Source organism: Streptomyces sp. NPDC047081 (assembly GCF_040643775.1).
Classification (GTDB): Bacteria; Actinomycetota; Actinomycetes; order Streptomycetales; family Streptomycetaceae; genus Streptomyces.
Window position 1 is genome coordinate 24,999 of record NZ_JBEYUY010000023.1, and the last position, 16,412, is coordinate 41,410.

The following is a 16,412-nucleotide window of genomic DNA, read 5'->3' on the forward strand; positions in this document are numbered from 1 at the left end:
GTTTATTGGCGCGAACTGTTCAGTCGGATCCGGCCGTCAGTTCTGGATGACCATCGTGCTCGCGGCCTTGTCGTGCCAGCCCTGCTGGCGGCCCGACTTGTCCCAGAAGGGGGACAGGTAGACCAGGAGCTGGCCTATGCCGCACAGGATGCTGCCGACCATCGGGATGATCCAGCGGATGAACGCCGAGCCCAGGCCGGGCTTCTGGCCGGTGTCGGCCTTCACCACGCGGATGCCGACGGCCATCTTGCCGAGGGTCGCGCCGAGCAGACCGGTCATCAGCCACTCGTAGAGCAGACCGAAGAGCGACAGGATGCCGATCACGACCAGGAACTTGCTCATGAAGTCCGAGCCGGCGTTGTTCATGCAGGTGTCGTAGTCGGTGGCGGCCGGGTCGCAGTCCTGGAAGGAGTTCGCGGCACCGGCGGCACCGGCGAAGACGAGGACGAAGTACACGACGCCGAAGATGACGCCGTCGATCACGCGGGCGCCGAACCGGCGGCCCATCGACGCGACGTTGGGCACCGGGCCGCCGGGGTAGCCGCCGCCCTGCGGGTAGCCGTAACCCTGCTGCGGGTAGCCGGGCTGCTGGGGGTAGCCGTAGCCCTGCTGGGGCGGGACGCCCTGCGGGGCCTGCGGGTAGCCGTAGCCGGGCTGACCGGGCTGGCCGCCGGGCTGCTGCGGGTAGCCGTAACCCTGCTGGGGGTTCTGCGGCTGCTGGCCGTACGGGTTGTTGGGACCGTAACTCATGGCCGGTCTTCCTCCGTTGCGCTGCGGGGACGATGCGGATTGCGCGGAGGAATCACAGGATGTGAGCGGTTTTGCCCCCCGAACACGAACCGCGGTACTGCGCCGTCAATCGTTCTTCACGGCCGAAAGCTTGTCCAGTCGTCGTTCACATGTGTTGTGCAAGTGCAACCTCGCTGATCATGGACGTGCGCGAGGGTGGCACCCGGATTGGAACCGGGGGGCGGTCATCCGCGAGGATGGGGCCATGACCGCCCAGATTCTCGATGGCAAGGCCACCGCAGCCGCGATCAAGTCCGATCTGACCGCCCGCGTGGCGGCGCTGAAGGAGAAGGGCGTCACGCCCGGCCTCGGCACGATCCTCGTCGGGGACGACCCCGGCAGCCAGAAGTACGTCGCCGGCAAGCACCGCGACTGCGCGGAGGTCGGCATCGCCTCCATCCAGCGCGAACTGCCGGACACCGCCACGCAGGAGGAGATCGAGGCGGTCGTACGGGAGCTCAACGAGGACCCGGCGTGCACCGGTTACATCGTCCAGCTGCCGCTGCCCAAGGGCATCGACGAGAACCGGATCCTGGAGCTGATGGATCCGGACAAGGACGCGGACGGGCTGCACCCGATGAACCTCGGCCGGCTGGTCCTGAACGAGCCCGCGCCGCTGCCCTGCACCCCGAACGGCGTGCTCACGCTCCTGCGCCGCTACGGCGTCGAGATCAAGGGCGCGGAGGTGGTGGTCGTCGGCCGAGGCGTGACCATCGGTCGCCCGATGCCGCTGCTGCTGACCCGGCGCAGCGAGAACGCGACGGTGACCCAGTGCCACACGGGTACGCGGGACCTGTCGGCCCACCTCAAGCGCGCGGACATCATCGTCGCCGCGGCCGGTGCCGCCCACCTGATCCGGCCCGAGGACGTGAAGCCGGGTGCGGCCGTCCTCGACGTCGGCGTCTCGCGCAGCGCCGAGGGCAAGATCGTGGGCGACGTCCACCCCGGGGTCGCCGAGGTGGCCGGCTGGATCTCCCCGAACCCCGGCGGCGTCGGCCCGATGACCCGCGCCCAGCTGCTCGTCAACGTGGTCGAGGCGGCGGAGCGCGGTGTCGCCTGACCCACGGGAGGCCCGGCGCCCGACCGAGCCGCAGGACCCCGAGAAGCAGGCGGAGACGGCGATGCGCGAGGCGATCAGCGGCAAGGGCGCGCCGCGCCGAGAGCCGGAGGCTGCCGGAGGCGGCGCCAAGGCGGGCTCGGGTGGCGATTCCGAGGGCCGCGCGCGGGATGCCGATGGGGCGGTCGGCGCCGGGGGCGAGGCGGGCCGGGCGGCGGATCCGGATCCCGACGCCGAGGAGACCGTGCGGGATGCCATCAGTGCTCCCGATGCCAGTGGGCAGCCGCGGCGGGTCACCCGGCGGTTTCCGCTGTTCACGCGGGACACCGCCCGGCCCGAGGGCGGTGGGCGGGCCGCGCCCGGGGACGCTCCGGCGCCCGCGCGGCAGTGGCCGATCCTCGCCGTGCTGGGGCTGGTCGCCATCGGGCTGCTGCTGACCGCGCTCGACTTCTTCCGCGTCGGCTGTCTGCTGGTCGGCGTCGCCCTGCTGGTCGGCGGGGTGATGCGGTGGATCCTGCCGGACGTCGGCATGCTCGCCGTGCGTTCCCGCTTCACCGACATCGCCACCTACGGCATCCTCGGCGCCGCGATCGTCCTGATGGCGATGATGGTCCAGCCCAACCCGTGGCTGCAGATCCCGTTCCTCAAGGACACCCTGCACTTCACCGTCAGCAGCGGCTGACAAGGTCACGGAACCTTTCACGACGACGGCCCGTCCTCTCCCCCGAGCAAGGACGGGCCGTCGCCGGAACCAACCCTCCTGCACGGCGAACCGCCTGTTCAACGGCTGTCAGCGCGCTGTGGCACGGAGGTGACCGTTCCGCAACGCGGGAACCATCGGCGGGCCGGCGTCGTCACCTGCTCAGACCGAGCGATGCTGGAGGTGTGTGATGAGCGGCTGGCAGCCGCTGCCGGACGATCTGCCGCCGGAGGCGCGGAACTTCGTGGAGCAGCTGCGGCTCCTGAAGGACCGCACGGGGCTCAGCCTCGTCGCACTCGGCGCCCGGACCGCGTACAGCAAGTCCTCCTGGCACCGCTACCTCAACGGCACCCAGCCGCCGCCACGGCAGGCCGTCGCCGCCCTGTGCCGGATCGCCGGCCTCGACGGCACGGACGCCGAACGCTTCACGGTGCGCTGGGAACTCGCCGTCCAGGCCTGGCCCCGACCGCCGAAACCCGCGGGCGAGGCGGGCGCGTCCGGCGACTACGAGGACGACCCGACGCTGCCCTGGTGGGACACGCCGGAGGAGGCGGGTGACGGGCGCGGACCGGGCGGACGGCTGCTGATCTACGCCGTACTCCTGCTGCTCCTCATGCTGTTGATCGCCGTCGTCGGAGCTGTCGTGCTTGGGTGAGTTGCTGGTGAGGTGAGATGAATGCGCCCGTGACGGGTGGGGTTGTCCGTGTGTGGCTGCGGTGTCGATGTATTGGCAAGTTTGCGGATCTGATACGGAGTTGTTCGAAGCGGGGACTAGCGTGACGAGTCCGACAGGGGATGCACCCGTGCGCCCCTGCCCAAGGAGCTGAGATCCTGGCCTGAGGGGGAAGAGGCGAGGAAGACCAGCACCGAACCGGGGGGAAGAGGGGGAAGCAATGCCTCGTTGGAGGGCCTTGCCGGACGAACTCGATCCGCAGGTCAGGGAGTTCGCCAGCCAGCTGCGGCGGCTCGTGGACCGCAGCGGCCTGAGCATCGCTTCGGTGGCCGACCGAACGGGATACAGCAAGACGTCCTGGGAGCGCTATCTGAACGGCCGGCTGCTCGCGCCGAAGGGCGCGATCGTGGCGCTGGCCGAGGTGACCGGTACCAACCCGATCCATCTGACGACCATGTGGGAGCTCGCCGAGCGTGCCTGGAGCAAGTCGGAGATGCGCCACGACATGACCATGGAGGCCATCCGGATCTCCCAGGCGCGCGCCGCGCTCGGGGAGTTCGGGGCGCCTCCGGCCGGGGCGCAGGGCGGCAAGACGGCCCGTAGGTCCGGCAGCGCGACGGCGACGCCGGGGGTCGCGGGACCGGCGGGCGTGGCACCCACGGTGCCGCCGCAGCCGGCGTCAACCGACCACCGGGAGCCCGCGGACGCGCCGGGCTCCGTGCGGGACGCCCGTCCCGCCGAGAGCGGCGCCGGGGGTTCCGCATCCTCGGAGGGCTCGTCCGCCGCGAACTCCTGGCGGCTGGCCGGCTACAAGGGACCGTCACAGACCGCCGGGCGCGCGCCCGTGGTCGGTACGACCCCGCCGGGCCCGGCACAGCCGGCGGCGCCCGCGCCGGGCGGTCCCGGCTGGACGCCGGGCATGCCGAGCCCGTACGGCGAACCCCCGCAGGCGCCGCGGCCCGGCGGCGGGTCCTCCGGCGGGGGCCGAGGCCGGCGGCGGCTGACGATGTTCCTCGCGGGCGTCGTCGGCGTACTCGTCGTGATGGCGGCCGTGTTCTTCCTGACCGACAACGGCGGCGGCAAGAAGAACGAGGGCGGCAAGGCCTCGCCCTCGCCGTCCGTCAGCACGGCCGAACTGCCGGCCGGAGTGAAGTGCAGCGGCGCCTCCTGCACCGGCAAGGACGCGGAGGCCATGGGCTGCACCAAGGACGCGGCGGCGGTGACCACCGCCAAGACCGCGGTCGTCGGCACGACCACCGTCGAGGTCCGCTACAGCAGGACGTGCGGCGCCGCGTGGGGCCGGATCACCGCGGCCGCGCAGGGCGACGCGGTCCGGGTCACCGCGGGCAAGACCACGGAGACCGACAGCATCACGCAGGCCGGGGACACCATCGCGTACACGCCGATGGTCGCCGTGAAGGACGCGGGCGAGGCGAAGGCGTGCGCGACGCTGGCGTCCGGGACCAAGGGCTGCACCCCATAGGGCCCTTGAGTCCCGCGGCTTGACAAGAGGGGGGCGGCCGCCCGTCGTCCGGGAGAGGAGAGACTGAGGCGGCCGCCGCTGGGGGGACCGATCGTGCCGGACTCCCGTGGGGGTACGGTTCGCGTGCCCGGGATGGGGGCGGCTATTCACGCCGCCCCACATTTTTTCCGCGGCCTTCGATGCGCCGCCCCGCTCTGTGGGGCGGGCCACACGGACCCGGCCATCCGGGATTCCGGATGCGCGATAGCCTGAGCGGTGGATCTCTCTTGATACCAAGAGATCGATCATTTGTACGTCCGTCCGCACCCCAGGGCAACGACGCCCACCGCCAGCTGTCTACGGAGAACGCCATGACCCGCACTCCCGTGAACGTCACCGTCACCGGCGCGGCCGGCCAGATCGGTTACGCCCTCCTCTTCCGCATCGCCTCCGGCCAGCTGCTCGGCGCGGACGTGCCGGTCAAGCTGCGTCTCCTGGAGATCACGCCCGCGCTCAAGGCCGCCGAGGGCACGGCGATGGAGCTCGACGACTGCGCCTTCCCGCTGCTCCAGGGCATCGACATCACCGACGACCCGAACGTCGCCTTCGACGGCACGAACGTCGCCCTCCTCGTCGGCGCCCGCCCCCGCACCAAGGGCATGGAGCGCGGCGACCTGCTCTCCGCCAACGGCGGCATCTTCAAGCCGCAGGGCAAGGCCATCAACGACAACGCCGCGGACGACATCAAGGTCCTCGTCGTCGGCAACCCGGCCAACACCAACGCGCTGATCGCCCAGGCCGCCGCCCCGGACGTACCGGCCGAGCGCTTCACCGCGATGACCCGCCTCGACCACAACCGTGCGCTGACCCAGCTCGCGAAGAAGACGGGCACCACGGTCGCCGACATCAAGCGCCTGACCATCTGGGGCAACCACTCCGCCACCCAGTACCCCGACATCTTCCACGCCACGGTCGCCGGCAAGAACGCCGCCGAGACCGTGAACGACGAGAAGTGGCTGGCCGAGGACTTCATCCCGACCGTCGCCAAGCGCGGCGCCGCGATCATCGAGGCCCGTGGCGCGTCCTCGGCCGCCTCCGCCGCCAACGCCGCCATCGACCACGTGTACACCTGGGTCAACGGCACCGCCGAGGGCGACTGGACCTCCATGGGCATCCCGTCCGACGGCTCCTACGGCGTCCCGGAGGGCCTGATCTCCTCCTTCCCGGTCACCACCAAGGACGGCCAGTACGAGATCGTCCAGGGCCTGGACATCAACGAGTTCTCCCGCGCCCGCATCGACGCGTCGGTGAAGGAGCTGGAGGAGGAGCGCGAGGCGGTCCGCTCCCTCGGCCTCATCTGACCGCTCCCGCCCGGGAGTTCTCGACAGCTTCCGTCAGGTGGTTGTCGACGGCATTGTCACGGGAGTGCACGGGCCCTGTTCCGGTTTTCGGCCGGAACAGGGCCCGTGCCCCATTTCCGGTGTTCCGCCGCTACCTTCTGAAGCAGTACCCGGTGGGGTGATTCGGGGGGTTCGTGATGAGTGCACGGGACAAGTACGACGCCGCTTCGGGCTCCGGTCCGGAGCGCGAGCCGAGCGAGGAGAGAGGCCGGGCCGCCTGGTCCGACGGCGAGACGGGCGCGGCCCCGCCGTGGGCCTCGGCGGAGACCCAGACGGGCGGTACGACTCCGCCGCCGTGGGCGTCGGCCGAGACCCAGACGAGCGGCACACCGCCCTGGGCCCCGGCCCCGAACCGGACCGGCGGCACGCCACCCCCGGGCTGGGTGCCGCCCCCGCCGGGCTCGCGTCACGCGTCGTATACGGGCGCGGCTCCCGCGCCCTCCCCGGCTGCGGGCCAAGCGCCGCCGCCCGGCCCCGCGTACCCGCCGCCGTACATCTCGCCGGCCGAACCGCCGTACACCCTGAGCCCCACCCCACCGCCCCCGGCACCCCGTCGCGGGGCCGGGCGGCTGATGGCCGTGATCGTGCTCGTCGCCGTGATCGGCGGAGGGACGGGAGCCGGTGCCTGGTATCTCACGCGCGATCACGGCACCGGTGGCCAGGCGGGCCCCACGACCAGCGCGAGCGTGCAGTCCTCGGCGCCGCCCACCTCACCGGCGCCGACGACCCCGTCCGCCACTCCGTCCGCGACCGCCACGGGCTCGACGCTCGTCTCGCACTCCGCGGCCCCCGGCTACGAGACCGCCCAGGACCCCATCGGCTACGCGATCGACGTCCCCGACGGCTGGACCCGCCGCGAGAAGCAGGGCAAGCTCGCGCCGGTCGTCTTCTACGACTCGCCCGACGACGGCCGCCAGCTGCAGATCTTCCAGGTCACCGAGTCCACGCCGTACGAGTCCCTGACCCTCGCCGAGACCGACCCGGGCTTCGGCTTCGCCAAGCAGCCCGGCTACCAGGTCGTCGAACGCGACCACGGCGACACCTGGGCCGAGCTCTCCTACCTCTACGACGACTCGGACAAGGGCACCCGCCAGGTCATCGACCACCGCTTCGAGGCCGCCGACGGCACCCTGTACGCGATCCGCTCCAGCGGCTCGGCGGACCTGGACCCCGAGCAGGTGCGGGACCCGCTGCGGATGGCGGTGCGCTACTTCTGCCCGACGGGAGCGCAGTGCACCTAGGCGCTATTCGAGGCCGCGCTTGCCCGGCGTCCAGAACGGCTTGGTGAGCACCGACCGCCGGTCCCACCCCGCCTCCCGGACGAGCACCTGCTTCACCTGCTGGACGGTGCGCGCCTCACCGGCGACGTACGCGACCCCGCCGTCCGGCGCCGGAGGCAGCAGGCGTATCGCCTCGGGGAGTGAAGTCGCGCCCCTGGTCAGCCAGTTGAGGCGGTCGGTGTGTGCGAGGGGCAGGCGGTCGGCGGCCGACTCCGTTTCCACGCAGCCCGAGATCCGCGCCCCCGCCGGGAGCGCCGTGAGCATCGGCCCGAAGGCCACGGACGCGGTCTCCTCGCCGACGAAGACGTGATGGGCGGCATCCGGGCGGAGCGTGAACGACCCCTCCGGCCTGCCCAGCCGGACCCGCTCACCCACCTCGACCTCGCGGCCCCAACGGGCGCCCGGGCCCGCCCCGTCGTGGTCCAGCACGCACAACTCGACGGCGCCGGAGGGGTCGTAGCGCCAGATCGAGTACGTACGACGGGTCAGGCCGCCCGAGACCAGGACCCGCACCTGCTGTCCCGGGCGGACGGTGAGGTCGGCCAGCGAGTCGTCCTCAATGCGCAGCCGGCGCATCCGGGCGGCGATCGGCTCGGCCTCGGTGACGGTGCCGCGCAGCATCAGCAGGTCCAGGACCGGGTCCAGCAGGGTAGGAGGCATGGGGACGCTCCAGGTGAACTCGGGGACAGGCAGGGGTGGTTGGGCTTCGCCGAGGGATTCACCGACGGCCCGAACGCGATAGTACGCGTTTCTGGCCCGACGCGATAGTGCGCGATTTCGCGTTGTCGCGGTAGCCCGCGACGACCGCCGCCGTCGCCGCCAGGACCAGCAGGGCGACCGTGCGCAGGGCCGGGCCCATGCCGTGGGCGAGGTCCGGGTGGGAGGCGAGGGCCGTGCCGGCGACCGCGACGCCGAGCGCCGCGCCGACCTCGCGGGCCGAGGTGCCGAGGCCGGAGCCGAGGCCCGCCTGGTGGGCGGGGAGCGAGGTGACCACGCCGATGGTGAGCGCCGGCATGGACAGGCCGGTGCCGGCCGAGATGACCAACAGCCAGCAGGCGTACGCCGGGTAGGGCGTGCCCGCGTTCGCGGTGGACGCGCCGAGCAGGCCCAGGCCGATCAGGGCGAGCCCGGTGCCGATGACCGGGCGCGGGTGCGCGGCCCAGCGTGCCGCCAGCTTGGGGACGAGCGCCATGCCGACGATCAGCGGCGCGATCGCGACGCCGGTGACGGCGGGGTCGTAACCCTTCACGTCCTGCAGGTACTGGGAGTTGACGAAGAAGAGGGCGAACAGGCCGAAGAAGCCGGTGGCCATGCCGAGGGAAGCGGCGCGCAGGCGTGGGGACCTGAAGACGCGCGGGTCGAAGAGGGGGGTGCGGGCGCGGAGGGCGTGGAGGGTGAAGGCGATGGCGAGGAGGGCGCCCGCGGCGAGGGCGGACAGGATGCGGGCGGAGGTCCAGCCGTAGGTGGGGCCTTCGATGACCGCGAAGAGGACCGCGACCAGGGCTGCGGTGAGGAGGAGGGTGCCGAGGGGGTCGGGGTGGTTGTGCGGGGCGCGTTCCGTGCGCGGGGTGGTGAGGGCCACGGCGAGGGCGAGGAGTGCGGCCAGCGGGACCATCGCGGCGAACAGGGCCCGCCAGGTGAGGTATTGGCCGACCAGGCCGCCGCCGAGGTTGCCGAACAGGCCGCCCAGGCCGAGCGCCAGCGTCCAGGAGGCCATGGCCTGGGCGCGGCGCTCGGGACCGGCGAGGCGGACGAGGACCGACATGGTGGCCGGGGTGATCAGGGCCGCGCCCGCGCCGGAGATGCCCCGGCCGGTGATGAGGAGGGCGGGGCCGGTGGCGAGGGCGCTGGTGGCGGCGCCTGCTGCGAAGAGGCCGAGGCCGGTGAGGAGGGCGCCCTTTCGGCCGTAGCGGTCGCCGAGTGCGCCGGCGGGGATCAGGAGGGACGCGAAGACGATGACGTAGGCGTCGACGGTCCACAGGACCGCGGTGTGTGAGGGGTGGAGGGAGGACGAACTCAGCTGGGGGATGAGGAGGTTGATGGCGGCGACCATGGACTGGGCGACGAGGACGCAGGCGCACAACGCGAGCAGGGTCGACCGTTTCAGGGCGTGCGAGGGCATGGCTCCTCCGGGGAGCTCGGTGGGTGGTGTGGGATGCCTGGTGTGGGAGGCCCTGTCACCGTAGGCTCGGGTCGGTCCTTGACTCCAGTGCAAGCTTTGCAAGGGGACGATGCGTGTGACGCAATCCGGGAGCGTGGGCAGTTCAGCCGGGATGGATCTGAATCTGCTGGTCGCCCTTGACGTGCTGCTGGAGGAGCAGAGTGTGGGCGGGGCGGCGCGGCGGCTGCATCTGTCCGAGCCGGCGATGAGCCGTACGCTCGGGCGGATCCGGAAGGCGCTGGGCGATCCGGTGCTCGTGCGGGCGGGACGGCAGATGGTGCCGACGCCGCATGCGCTGGCCGTGCGGGCCGAGGTGAGTGCGGTGGTGGAGCGGGCGCGGGCGTTGTTCGCGCCGGGGCGGGACGCGGATCTGCGCACGCTTCGGCGGACCTTGACGATCATCGGCCCCGACACCATCGCCGCGACCCTTGCACCCGCGCTCTTCGCCCGGGCGGCCGCGGAGGCGCCGGGCATTCGGGTGCGGTTCCTGACGGAGAGCCACGCGGACGAGCCGTATCTGCGGGAGGGGACGGCCGACCTGGAGGTCGGGGTCGTGGACACGGTGGCGCCCGAGGTGCATCGGGAGACGCTGTACGAGGACCGGATGATGGGGGTCGTGCGGGCCGGACATCCCTTGCTGGAGGGGGAGTTGACGGCGGAGCGGTTCGCCACGGAGGCGGATCATCTGATCGTGTCGCGTCGGGGGCGGCTGCGGGGGCCGGTGGATGCGGCGCTTGCCGAACTGGGGCTGGAGCGGCGGGTGGCGGGTGCGGTGGGGACGTTCCCCGGGTCCCTGTTCATCGTGCGGGACAGTGATCTGGTGGGCCTGATCAGCTCGTGGGCGGAGCCGCTGGCTGCCGCGCTGGGGCTGGTGGTCTTCGAAGTACCGCTGCGGTTGCCGCCGTTGGATCTGGGCTTGGCCTGGCATCCTCGGCACGCGGCGGATCCGGCGCACAGGTGGCTGCGGGGGGTTGTGCGGGACGTCTTGGCCAACTGGGGGTGTGGGGAGGGGATACAGCCCCCTGTCCCTAAGCGCTCGTAACACGATCTTGAACGGCTGCGAAGGTGGAGGAACATGGGTGGCTTCAAGTGTGGATGCGGCAACATCTTCAGCGGTTCCCGCAACCCGGGTCAGCAGTTCCGGCTCGTCCCTGACGAACTCTTCGACCAGATCGCCTGGCCTGCTCCTGCCGATCTCGATACCCAGGAGCGGCAGCGTGCCGTGGAAGCGTCGTTCTCCTCGCTGTACGTCTGCGGCAACTGCGGTCGGCTTCACAGGGATGGCGAGAGCGGAACGATCATCTCGTACGTCGCCGATGTCTCCCCACCCCGTATCTGGGCCGACTTCACCCTGCGGGATGGCATCGGTCGAATCCTCCTCTGCCAGGACAGGAGCCTTGCTGACATCCGCCGCCAGAAGCTTCTCCTCAACCCGCCTTTGTCCATGACCCTCTACGACGACTCGGGTGCTGAGGCCTTGGGGGAAGCAGAGTTCGGCCTGGACGCTTCCGGCAGCTACGACGAATCGCTTTGGGCGGTCAGGCTGGATGATCGCCCCGCCTGAGGATTCGATCGCGGGCTCGCGGCTGGGCGTCCGTCGCAGATCAGGTGGTGCTTGCTACCCCTCTTCCCGCGGTCGACCGGCGACGGTCCGGTGGCCTCGCCCCTCTTTTTCGCGCGGATGTGGATGGTATCCACGCAGGGCCAGGGTCCAGTCGAGTGCGTCGGCAGGTCTGCCGGCTAAAGGGGCGCGTTGTTGAGCTGTTTCTCGAACCAGTGCGCCCCATAGATGTGGTCTGTGTAGGGCGGGATTTCTGTGTAGCCGCAGGTTCGGTACATCGCTTGCGCCTCTGTCAGGCTGGCGTGGGTGTCCAGGCGTACGGCCGTGAGGCCTCGGGTGAGTGCCTCTTGCTCCAGCGCTTCCAGGATTCGGCGGGCCAGGCCCAGGCGGCGGGCCTCCTTGGCCACCCAGACGTGGCGGATCTCGCCCACCCCGGGCTCCAGCCTGCGCAGTGCGCCGCAGGCGATCGGGTGGGACTCCTCGTATGCCACGTAGAAGGCGCCTGCCTTGCCCGAGACCTCCTCCGGGGGTACCAGGTCGGACTTGTCGAAGCCCTCGGGGAAGCGGGCGTCGATTTCGGCGGCGTAGGCGTCCAGGCAGGTGCGGGCGTCGGGGGAGGAGGCGTCGACCGGTTCTACGGTGATCGCGGCCAGGCGGAGGAGGCGCTGGGAGGTCGTCATCGCCTCGATGAGCTGGTCGCGCTGGGTGGGGGTGAGGGTGTCCAGGAGGCCGGCGGCGAGGGCGTTGGCGCGGCGGTTCTGTTCCTTGACCTCGATGAGGCCGGCGGGGGTGGGCTCGATCATGCGGAGGCGGTTGTCGTCGGGGTGGGTGCTGAGGCGGACCAGGCCCTGGCTCTCCAGGGCCTTGGCCATGCGGCTCAGGTAGCCGGCGTCCAGGCCCAGGCGGCTCCGGAGGTCGCGCAGGGACACCCCGGCCGGGTTCTCGGCGATCTCGAAGAGCAGGCGGGCCTCGCCGAGCGGGCGGTTCTGGCCGAGGTAGTGGTCGTCGAGGGCCCCGATGCGGCGCGTGAAGTAGCGGTTGAAACGGCGCAGGGCCGCGACCTGCTCCGCCGGTACGGATTCGGGCTCCATAGTTCTTTGACTTTAGTCAAAGGATTCCGGGGCGTCCACCGGTGTTCGCAGCCGCATGAGAAGCACAGGTTTCACACACCCACCCCGGGGCATTCCGGTTCCGTCGCCCCCACCCGTCGCTCTATGCTGATGGTTTGTCAACTGAACGTATGACAAGGAACTTTCCACGCATCGGGGGATTCGCGTGAGCACCGCATTCGTGCCACAGCAACCGCAGCCGTCGACGCCCTCCGGGGCCCCGCCCGCCGCGCCGCCCGCGCCGCCGCACGCCAGCGAGGCCACCCGGCTGCTGTGCGCGGGCACCTATCTGGACCCCGGTTACCGCGACCGCGTCATCGAGGAACTCCACCTCAACGAGCAGCGGATCGTCGCACCCTCGCTCGGCTTCGACGCCGCCCGCGTCCTCGCCCACGCCCTGCGCGCCCGCCGCCACGAGCTGATGTGGGCCGGCGCGATCATCGGCCTGTGGGTGGTGGGCATGGCGCTCAGCGGGGGCCTGATGCTGCTCCTCCTCGTGCCGGGCCTCTACCTCGCGCTCGCGCCCTGGATCAGGGGGCGGGCGGCGGAACCACCGCTGTACCGCCGTGTCCTGGCGTTCCTGTTCCGCTGGGGCGGGCGGTTCTCCTTCGCCTTCCTGTTCGTCGTCACCGTCATCGCCGCGTTCGGGGGCGGTTCGGACAGCGGTTCCGGGTCCGGCGGTTCGTCGTACGGGGATCCCTACGACCCGTACTCCTCCGGGTCGGACAGCCTCAGCGACCTGGTGCCGGGGCCGGGCGACTTCGCCGGTGCGGTCCACCCCTGGCAGGCGTGGATCACGCTCGCCGTGTTCGCGCTGATCGGCTGGTGCCTGCACGCGCAGCGCAACCAGTTCAGCCGCGCGCTGGCCGGCGAACTCTCCGCGCAGCGCTTCCCGGACGCCGCCGGCGACCCCGCCGAGCAGGCCGACAACGACCGTTTCCAGCGGCTCAAGCAGCGCATCCGGGCCGAGCAGCACGCGCCGCTGATCATGTACCACGAGGTACGGCCGTTCTGCGGGGCCGGAGCGGCGTACGACACCTGGGTGCTCGCGGTCGAACTGCGGCCGGACGAGCTGAAGAAGCAGCAGCCGCTCAGCAACCGGGCGATCCTGGAGAGGGTCCGCCCGCTGCTCGAACAGCTGCGTATCCCGGCCGAGTTCGCGGGGCCCGGCGTCCGCGACCGGCTCCGCTGGCTGGAGATCGACGAGTGCGTGTTCCTGCCGGCCGAGGGGCTGCTCAGCCGCGAGCAGGCGCCGTACAACCAGCAGGCCTTCGAGGAGCACCGGGCGCGGGCGGTCGAGGAAGGCGCCGAGAAGCGGCGGCACTTCCTGCGCATCCGCGTCGCCGGCTGGGAGGAGGAGCTGGTCGTCACGGTCTTCGTGCGCATCCACACGCAGGGGCGGATGCTGATGCTGGAGATCGCGCCGCATGTGCTGACGCCGGTGCGTACGGATTTCAAGGACGCGGACCGTACGGCGCACCGGTTCCGGAACAACAACGCGCTCGGCAAGGCGGCCGGGGCGGCGACGCTGGTGCCGGGGTCGGCGGGGCGGGCGCTGGCGCAGCTCGGGCGGGGTGCGGTGTATCTGTGGCGGCTGCTGACCGGGGGTTACGCCGGGGCGCTGCCGGACGGGCCGGCCCTGTCCGTGCGTGAGTTGGGGTCGGTGGCGGTCGGGTCGACGTTCCAGGAGATGGACGTACGGCGGTATCTGAAGAGCGTGCAGGACCGGGTGGCGAACGGTGTGCGGATCGCGCTCGCCGAATCCGGTTATGAGACCGGGGAGTTCGTGCAGAAGGTCGTGAACATCAGCAACGGGGACGTGAACATCGGCCGGATCGAGGGGTCGACCTTCGCGGTGGGCAGCCATGCTTCCGCCGCGTCCACGAATGTGTCGGGCGGCCCGGGGGCGTCGGAGGGAGCGGGAAGCGATGGGCAGTGAAGTGACGGGCAGTGAAGCGGCGGGCAGCGGATCGGCGGGCAGCGGATCGGCGGGGCGTGAGCCGAGCGTCAACTTCGGGAACATCTCGGGGAACAACACGTTCGCGGTGGGCAGCCATGCGCGTGCCGAGAGCCGCCACGTGCACTATGGCGGGGCCGGGCAACTCGACGAGGGCGCGGCTGAGTTGCTGAAGGCGGTCCGCGACCTCCGTGCCGACCTGCGGGAGAAGGTGCGCAGCAGCGAGCAGACGGTGGCTCTGGACGAGGCGCTGGCGGAAACGGAGACGGAACTCACGACGACGGGCCAGGCCACCCCGACCCGCCGCGAACGCCTCCGCGAACTCCTCACGGACTCCCAGGCGTTGCTGACGGTTCTGGCTTCGGCGGGGACGGTGGCGGGGTTGGTGGGCTTGCGGTTGTGAGTGGCTTGAGTGGTGGGCGTTGGCCGGAGGGCGCGGGGGAGATGAGTGGGGTGGGTGGTGGCGACCGGCTTGGTAGGTGGTCGCGGCCGGAGTGCGGGGTGGAGATGAGCCGGGGATCGACGGCGACGAGCGGAGCGGACGGTAGATGGGCGGGGGCTGGCGGTAGATGAGTGGGGGACCGCGGTACTGGAACGAGGACACCCAGCGGTGGGAGGACGGCGACGGCACGGGGAGCGTCCCGCTGCCGGAACCGACGCTGCCGCCACCTGCTCGGCCGGGTTTTGAGCCGGGGGCGGTGGGAGTTGCGGGGGCTGCTCCCGGCGCGGGGGCTTCGGGACCGGATTCGGGCTCGCCTTCGGCCTCGGGTTCGGCTGCGCACGCAGTGACCGATGGCTCGGGTTCCGGGGCGTCGACTGCGTCGGCGGCCGAGGGGTCGCCTGGCGGTGGCGCGGCCGGGGCGGCGTGGGCTGCCGAGGATCCGTCGCTGCCGGGGGTGTCCGCCGACGACTCGGCCACGGGCGTCCAGCAACCGCCCGCCGGTGCCCAGGACTCCAGCCCCGGCTCACCTCCGGCGACCTCGCCGAGCCCAGACAGCTGGCCCGCCGGCGGCGCGGAGAGCTCCTGGCACGGTCCCGGCGCCGGCGGCACGGTGGTGGACGGCGGCTCGGGCGGCCCCTCGCCGTCGGATGCGGCTGCGGCCGACGGCGCCGCACCCTCGGCGGGCCCTGCGGGTGGCAGCAGCGCGACTTGGCCTCCCGCTGACCCGTCCGGTCCGGGCGCCGTGCCCTGGCCTCCCACCGAGACGGCCGGTCCGAGCGTCGCGGCTTGGCCTCCGGCCGCCCCTGACACCTCCACACCCCCGGCTACTTCCGCCGGACCTGCGGCCTCCGCGGACCCAGCGGCCGTCCCTGACCCCGCGGCTCCCGCGTCCCCGACTTCCGGCACCCCGGCTGGTTGGTCCACCCCGCCTCCCGGCGTCCCGGACGGCTGGTCCACCCCACCCCCGGGCACTCCGGCCGGCTGGTCCACCCCCACCCCCAGCGCCCCCAACACCTGGTCCACCCCCGAATGGACCAGCGGTGCATCCTGGCCCCCCGTCGACCAGCCCACCGCTCCCGCCACAGCCACCGGGCTCAACCGGCGGGTCGTCTGGTCCGTCGTTGTCGGGGCCGCTGTCGTCGGGGTTGCCGTCAGTCTTGTGTTGACCTTTGTCGTCGGGAAGGGCGGCGGTGGCGATGACGGCAAGCGGGCTGTTGCGGCTGCCAGTCCTTCGGTCAGCGGTTCCTCGGCCGGGGGCTCGCCCTCGCCCAGCCTCCAGGACACTGTCGTTCCATCCCCCTCCGTACCGCCCAGCGGGTATGAACTGCGCGACGACACCGAAGGGTTCCGGATCGCCGTGCCCGAAGGGTGGTCGCGCAACAGCGTCGCCTCTCAGCACGGGATCGCCGTCGTCAACTACCGCAGCCCCGACCGCGAGCACCGGCTGCAGATCTACCAGGTCTCCGAGGCCTCTCCCGCCGCCTCCTTCAAGCTGTATCTCTCCGACCAGATCCCCAAGCCCCCGGGCTTCAAGAAGCTCGACCTGCAGACCCTGGACGACGGCGAGTTCACCGGCTCCCGGCTGGAGTACGTCGCCGACTCCCTCAACGGCGAGCCCGACATCGGGACTTGGCACGTCTACGACGAACGCTTCGTCGCCGCCGACGGCAACATCTACGCCATCGCCGCCTACGGCCCCGACGCGGACGGCAGCGGCGCCGAACTCACCAACCTCACCACGGCGTTGGAGTGGTTCTGCCCGCCGTACACCACCTGCGATGCGGACACCGGCACCGACTGAAGACCGAAGGTCAACGCCAG

General features: G+C 71.6%; 15 protein-coding genes and 1 pseudogene. 11 read left to right on the top strand and 5 right to left on the bottom strand.

All coding sequences use genetic code 11. The features are described from left to right. Positions 1–36: 36 nt before the first annotated feature. Positions 37–750: an RDD family protein gene (locus tag ABZ848_RS34325; RefSeq protein WP_360838254.1), complete on the bottom strand. Its 714-nt coding sequence runs from the start codon at positions 748–750 to the stop codon at positions 37–39. A 244-nt stretch (positions 751–994) separates the two neighbouring features. Between ABZ848_RS34325 and ABZ848_RS34330 the strand changes: the two genes are divergently transcribed. The 6 genes from ABZ848_RS34330 (at position 995) to ABZ848_RS34355 (ending at position 7,322) form a co-directional block, all read left to right on the top strand. Further along, positions 995–1,849 carry a bifunctional methylenetetrahydrofolate dehydrogenase/methenyltetrahydrofolate cyclohydrolase gene (locus ABZ848_RS34330; RefSeq protein ID WP_360838255.1) on the top strand — a complete coding sequence of 285 codons (855 nt, stop codon included), beginning with the start codon at positions 995–997 and terminating at the stop codon, positions 1,847–1,849. Continuing rightward, complete coding sequence (locus ABZ848_RS34335; protein ID WP_360838257.1) at positions 1,839–2,528, top strand: DUF3017 domain-containing protein; 690 nt, start codon at positions 1,839–1,841, stop codon at positions 2,526–2,528. Before ABZ848_RS34330 ends, ABZ848_RS34335 begins: the two co-directional genes overlap by 11 nt. Before the next feature lie 208 nt (positions 2,529–2,736). After that, the gene (locus ABZ848_RS34340; RefSeq protein ID WP_360838259.1) at positions 2,737–3,201 is read left to right on the top strand and encodes a helix-turn-helix transcriptional regulator; all 465 of its coding nucleotides are present in this window, start codon (positions 2,737–2,739) and stop codon (positions 3,199–3,201) included. Positions 3,202–3,439: 238 nt separating this feature from the next. Then, entirely contained in the window at positions 3,440–4,702 is a 1,263-nt protein-coding gene (locus ABZ848_RS34345; RefSeq protein ID WP_360838261.1) for a DUF2690 domain-containing protein, read from the top strand. 350 nt (positions 4,703–5,052) lie between these two features. Next, a complete protein-coding gene (locus tag ABZ848_RS34350; protein WP_360838263.1) occupies positions 5,053–6,042 on the top strand; it encodes a malate dehydrogenase in 990 nt (329 codons plus the stop codon). Positions 6,043–6,218: 176 nt separating this feature from the next. Beyond that, positions 6,219–7,322, top strand: a complete 1,104-nt coding sequence (locus ABZ848_RS34355) for a hypothetical protein (RefSeq protein ID WP_360838265.1) — start codon at positions 6,219–6,221, stop codon at positions 7,320–7,322. A gap of 3 nt (positions 7,323–7,325) precedes the next feature. Here ABZ848_RS34355 and ABZ848_RS34360 read toward each other — a convergent pair whose 3' ends face one another. Together ABZ848_RS34360 and ABZ848_RS34365 are read right to left on the bottom strand one after the other, a co-directional pair. Then, positions 7,326–8,021, bottom strand: coding sequence for a siderophore-interacting protein (locus ABZ848_RS34360; protein WP_360838267.1), 696 nt, complete (start codon positions 8,019–8,021; stop codon positions 7,326–7,328). 58 nt (positions 8,022–8,079) lie between these two features. Next, positions 8,080–9,483 carry an MFS transporter gene (locus ABZ848_RS34365; protein WP_360838269.1) on the bottom strand — a complete coding sequence of 468 codons (1,404 nt, stop codon included), beginning with the start codon at positions 9,481–9,483 and terminating at the stop codon, positions 8,080–8,082. Positions 9,484–9,592: 109 nt separating this feature from the next. Here ABZ848_RS34365 and ABZ848_RS34370 point away from each other — a divergent pair, with 109 nt between their 5' ends. Together ABZ848_RS34370 and ABZ848_RS34375 are read left to right on the top strand one after the other, a co-directional pair. Next, on the top strand, positions 9,593–10,564 hold the full coding sequence (locus tag ABZ848_RS34370) for a LysR family transcriptional regulator (RefSeq protein ID WP_360838271.1): 972 nt from the start codon (positions 9,593–9,595) through the stop codon (positions 10,562–10,564). Positions 10,565–10,597: 33 nt separating this feature from the next. Continuing rightward, positions 10,598–11,086: a hypothetical protein gene (locus tag ABZ848_RS34375; protein ID WP_360838273.1), complete on the top strand. Its 489-nt coding sequence runs from the start codon at positions 10,598–10,600 to the stop codon at positions 11,084–11,086. Positions 11,087–11,115: 29 nt separating this feature from the next. Here ABZ848_RS34375 and ABZ848_RS34380 read toward each other — a convergent pair. After that, positions 11,116–11,220 (bottom strand): annotated as a pseudogene (locus ABZ848_RS34380) (IS5/IS1182 family transposase); the annotation flags it as partial. Positions 11,221–11,262: 42 nt separating this feature from the next. Then, positions 11,263–12,174, bottom strand: coding sequence for a helix-turn-helix domain-containing GNAT family N-acetyltransferase (locus ABZ848_RS34385; protein WP_360838274.1), 912 nt, complete (start codon positions 12,172–12,174; stop codon positions 11,263–11,265). Positions 12,175–12,358: 184 nt separating this feature from the next. Between ABZ848_RS34385 and ABZ848_RS34390 the strand changes: the two genes are divergently transcribed. The 3 genes from ABZ848_RS34390 (at position 12,359) to ABZ848_RS34400 (ending at position 16,392) form a co-directional block, all read left to right on the top strand. Beyond that, positions 12,359–14,131 carry a hypothetical protein gene (locus ABZ848_RS34390; protein ID WP_360838276.1) on the top strand — a complete coding sequence of 591 codons (1,773 nt, stop codon included), beginning with the start codon at positions 12,359–12,361 and terminating at the stop codon, positions 14,129–14,131. Beyond that, positions 14,121–14,552 carry a hypothetical protein gene (locus ABZ848_RS34395; protein WP_360838278.1) on the top strand — a complete coding sequence of 144 codons (432 nt, stop codon included), beginning with the start codon at positions 14,121–14,123 and terminating at the stop codon, positions 14,550–14,552. Before ABZ848_RS34390 ends, ABZ848_RS34395 begins: the two co-directional genes overlap by 11 nt. 1,198 nt (positions 14,553–15,750) lie before the next feature. Then, entirely contained in the window at positions 15,751–16,392 is a 642-nt protein-coding gene (locus ABZ848_RS34400) for a hypothetical protein (protein WP_360838280.1), read from the top strand. The last annotated feature ends 20 nt before the right edge of the window (positions 16,393–16,412 follow it).

What these genes read in the sequence shown, in the direction of transcription:
- ABZ848_RS34325 (WP_360838254.1), bottom strand. Translation starts at nt 750, where the DNA reads ATGAGTTACGGTCCCAACAACCCGTACGGCCAGCAGCCGCAGAACCCC.
- ABZ848_RS34330 (WP_360838255.1), top strand. Translation starts at nt 995, where the DNA reads ATGACCGCCCAGATTCTCGATGGCAAGGCCACCGCAGCCGCGATCAAG.
- ABZ848_RS34340 (WP_360838259.1), top strand. Translation starts at nt 2,737, where the DNA reads ATGAGCGGCTGGCAGCCGCTGCCGGACGATCTGCCGCCGGAGGCGCGG.
- ABZ848_RS34345 (WP_360838261.1), top strand. Translation starts at nt 3,440, where the DNA reads ATGCCTCGTTGGAGGGCCTTGCCGGACGAACTCGATCCGCAGGTCAGG.
- ABZ848_RS34350 (WP_360838263.1), top strand. Translation starts at nt 5,053, where the DNA reads ATGACCCGCACTCCCGTGAACGTCACCGTCACCGGCGCGGCCGGCCAG.
- ABZ848_RS34355 (WP_360838265.1), top strand. Translation starts at nt 6,219, where the DNA reads ATGAGTGCACGGGACAAGTACGACGCCGCTTCGGGCTCCGGTCCGGAG.
- ABZ848_RS34360 (WP_360838267.1), bottom strand. Translation starts at nt 8,021, where the DNA reads ATGCCTCCTACCCTGCTGGACCCGGTCCTGGACCTGCTGATGCTGCGC.
- ABZ848_RS34365 (WP_360838269.1), bottom strand. Translation starts at nt 9,483, where the DNA reads ATGCCCTCGCACGCCCTGAAACGGTCGACCCTGCTCGCGTTGTGCGCC.
- ABZ848_RS34370 (WP_360838271.1), top strand. Translation starts at nt 9,593, where the DNA reads ATGCGTGTGACGCAATCCGGGAGCGTGGGCAGTTCAGCCGGGATGGAT.
- ABZ848_RS34375 (WP_360838273.1), top strand. Translation starts at nt 10,598, where the DNA reads ATGGGTGGCTTCAAGTGTGGATGCGGCAACATCTTCAGCGGTTCCCGC.
- ABZ848_RS34385 (WP_360838274.1), bottom strand. Translation starts at nt 12,174, where the DNA reads ATGGAGCCCGAATCCGTACCGGCGGAGCAGGTCGCGGCCCTGCGCCGT.
- ABZ848_RS34395 (WP_360838278.1), top strand. Translation starts at nt 14,121, where the DNA reads ATGGGCAGTGAAGTGACGGGCAGTGAAGCGGCGGGCAGCGGATCGGCG.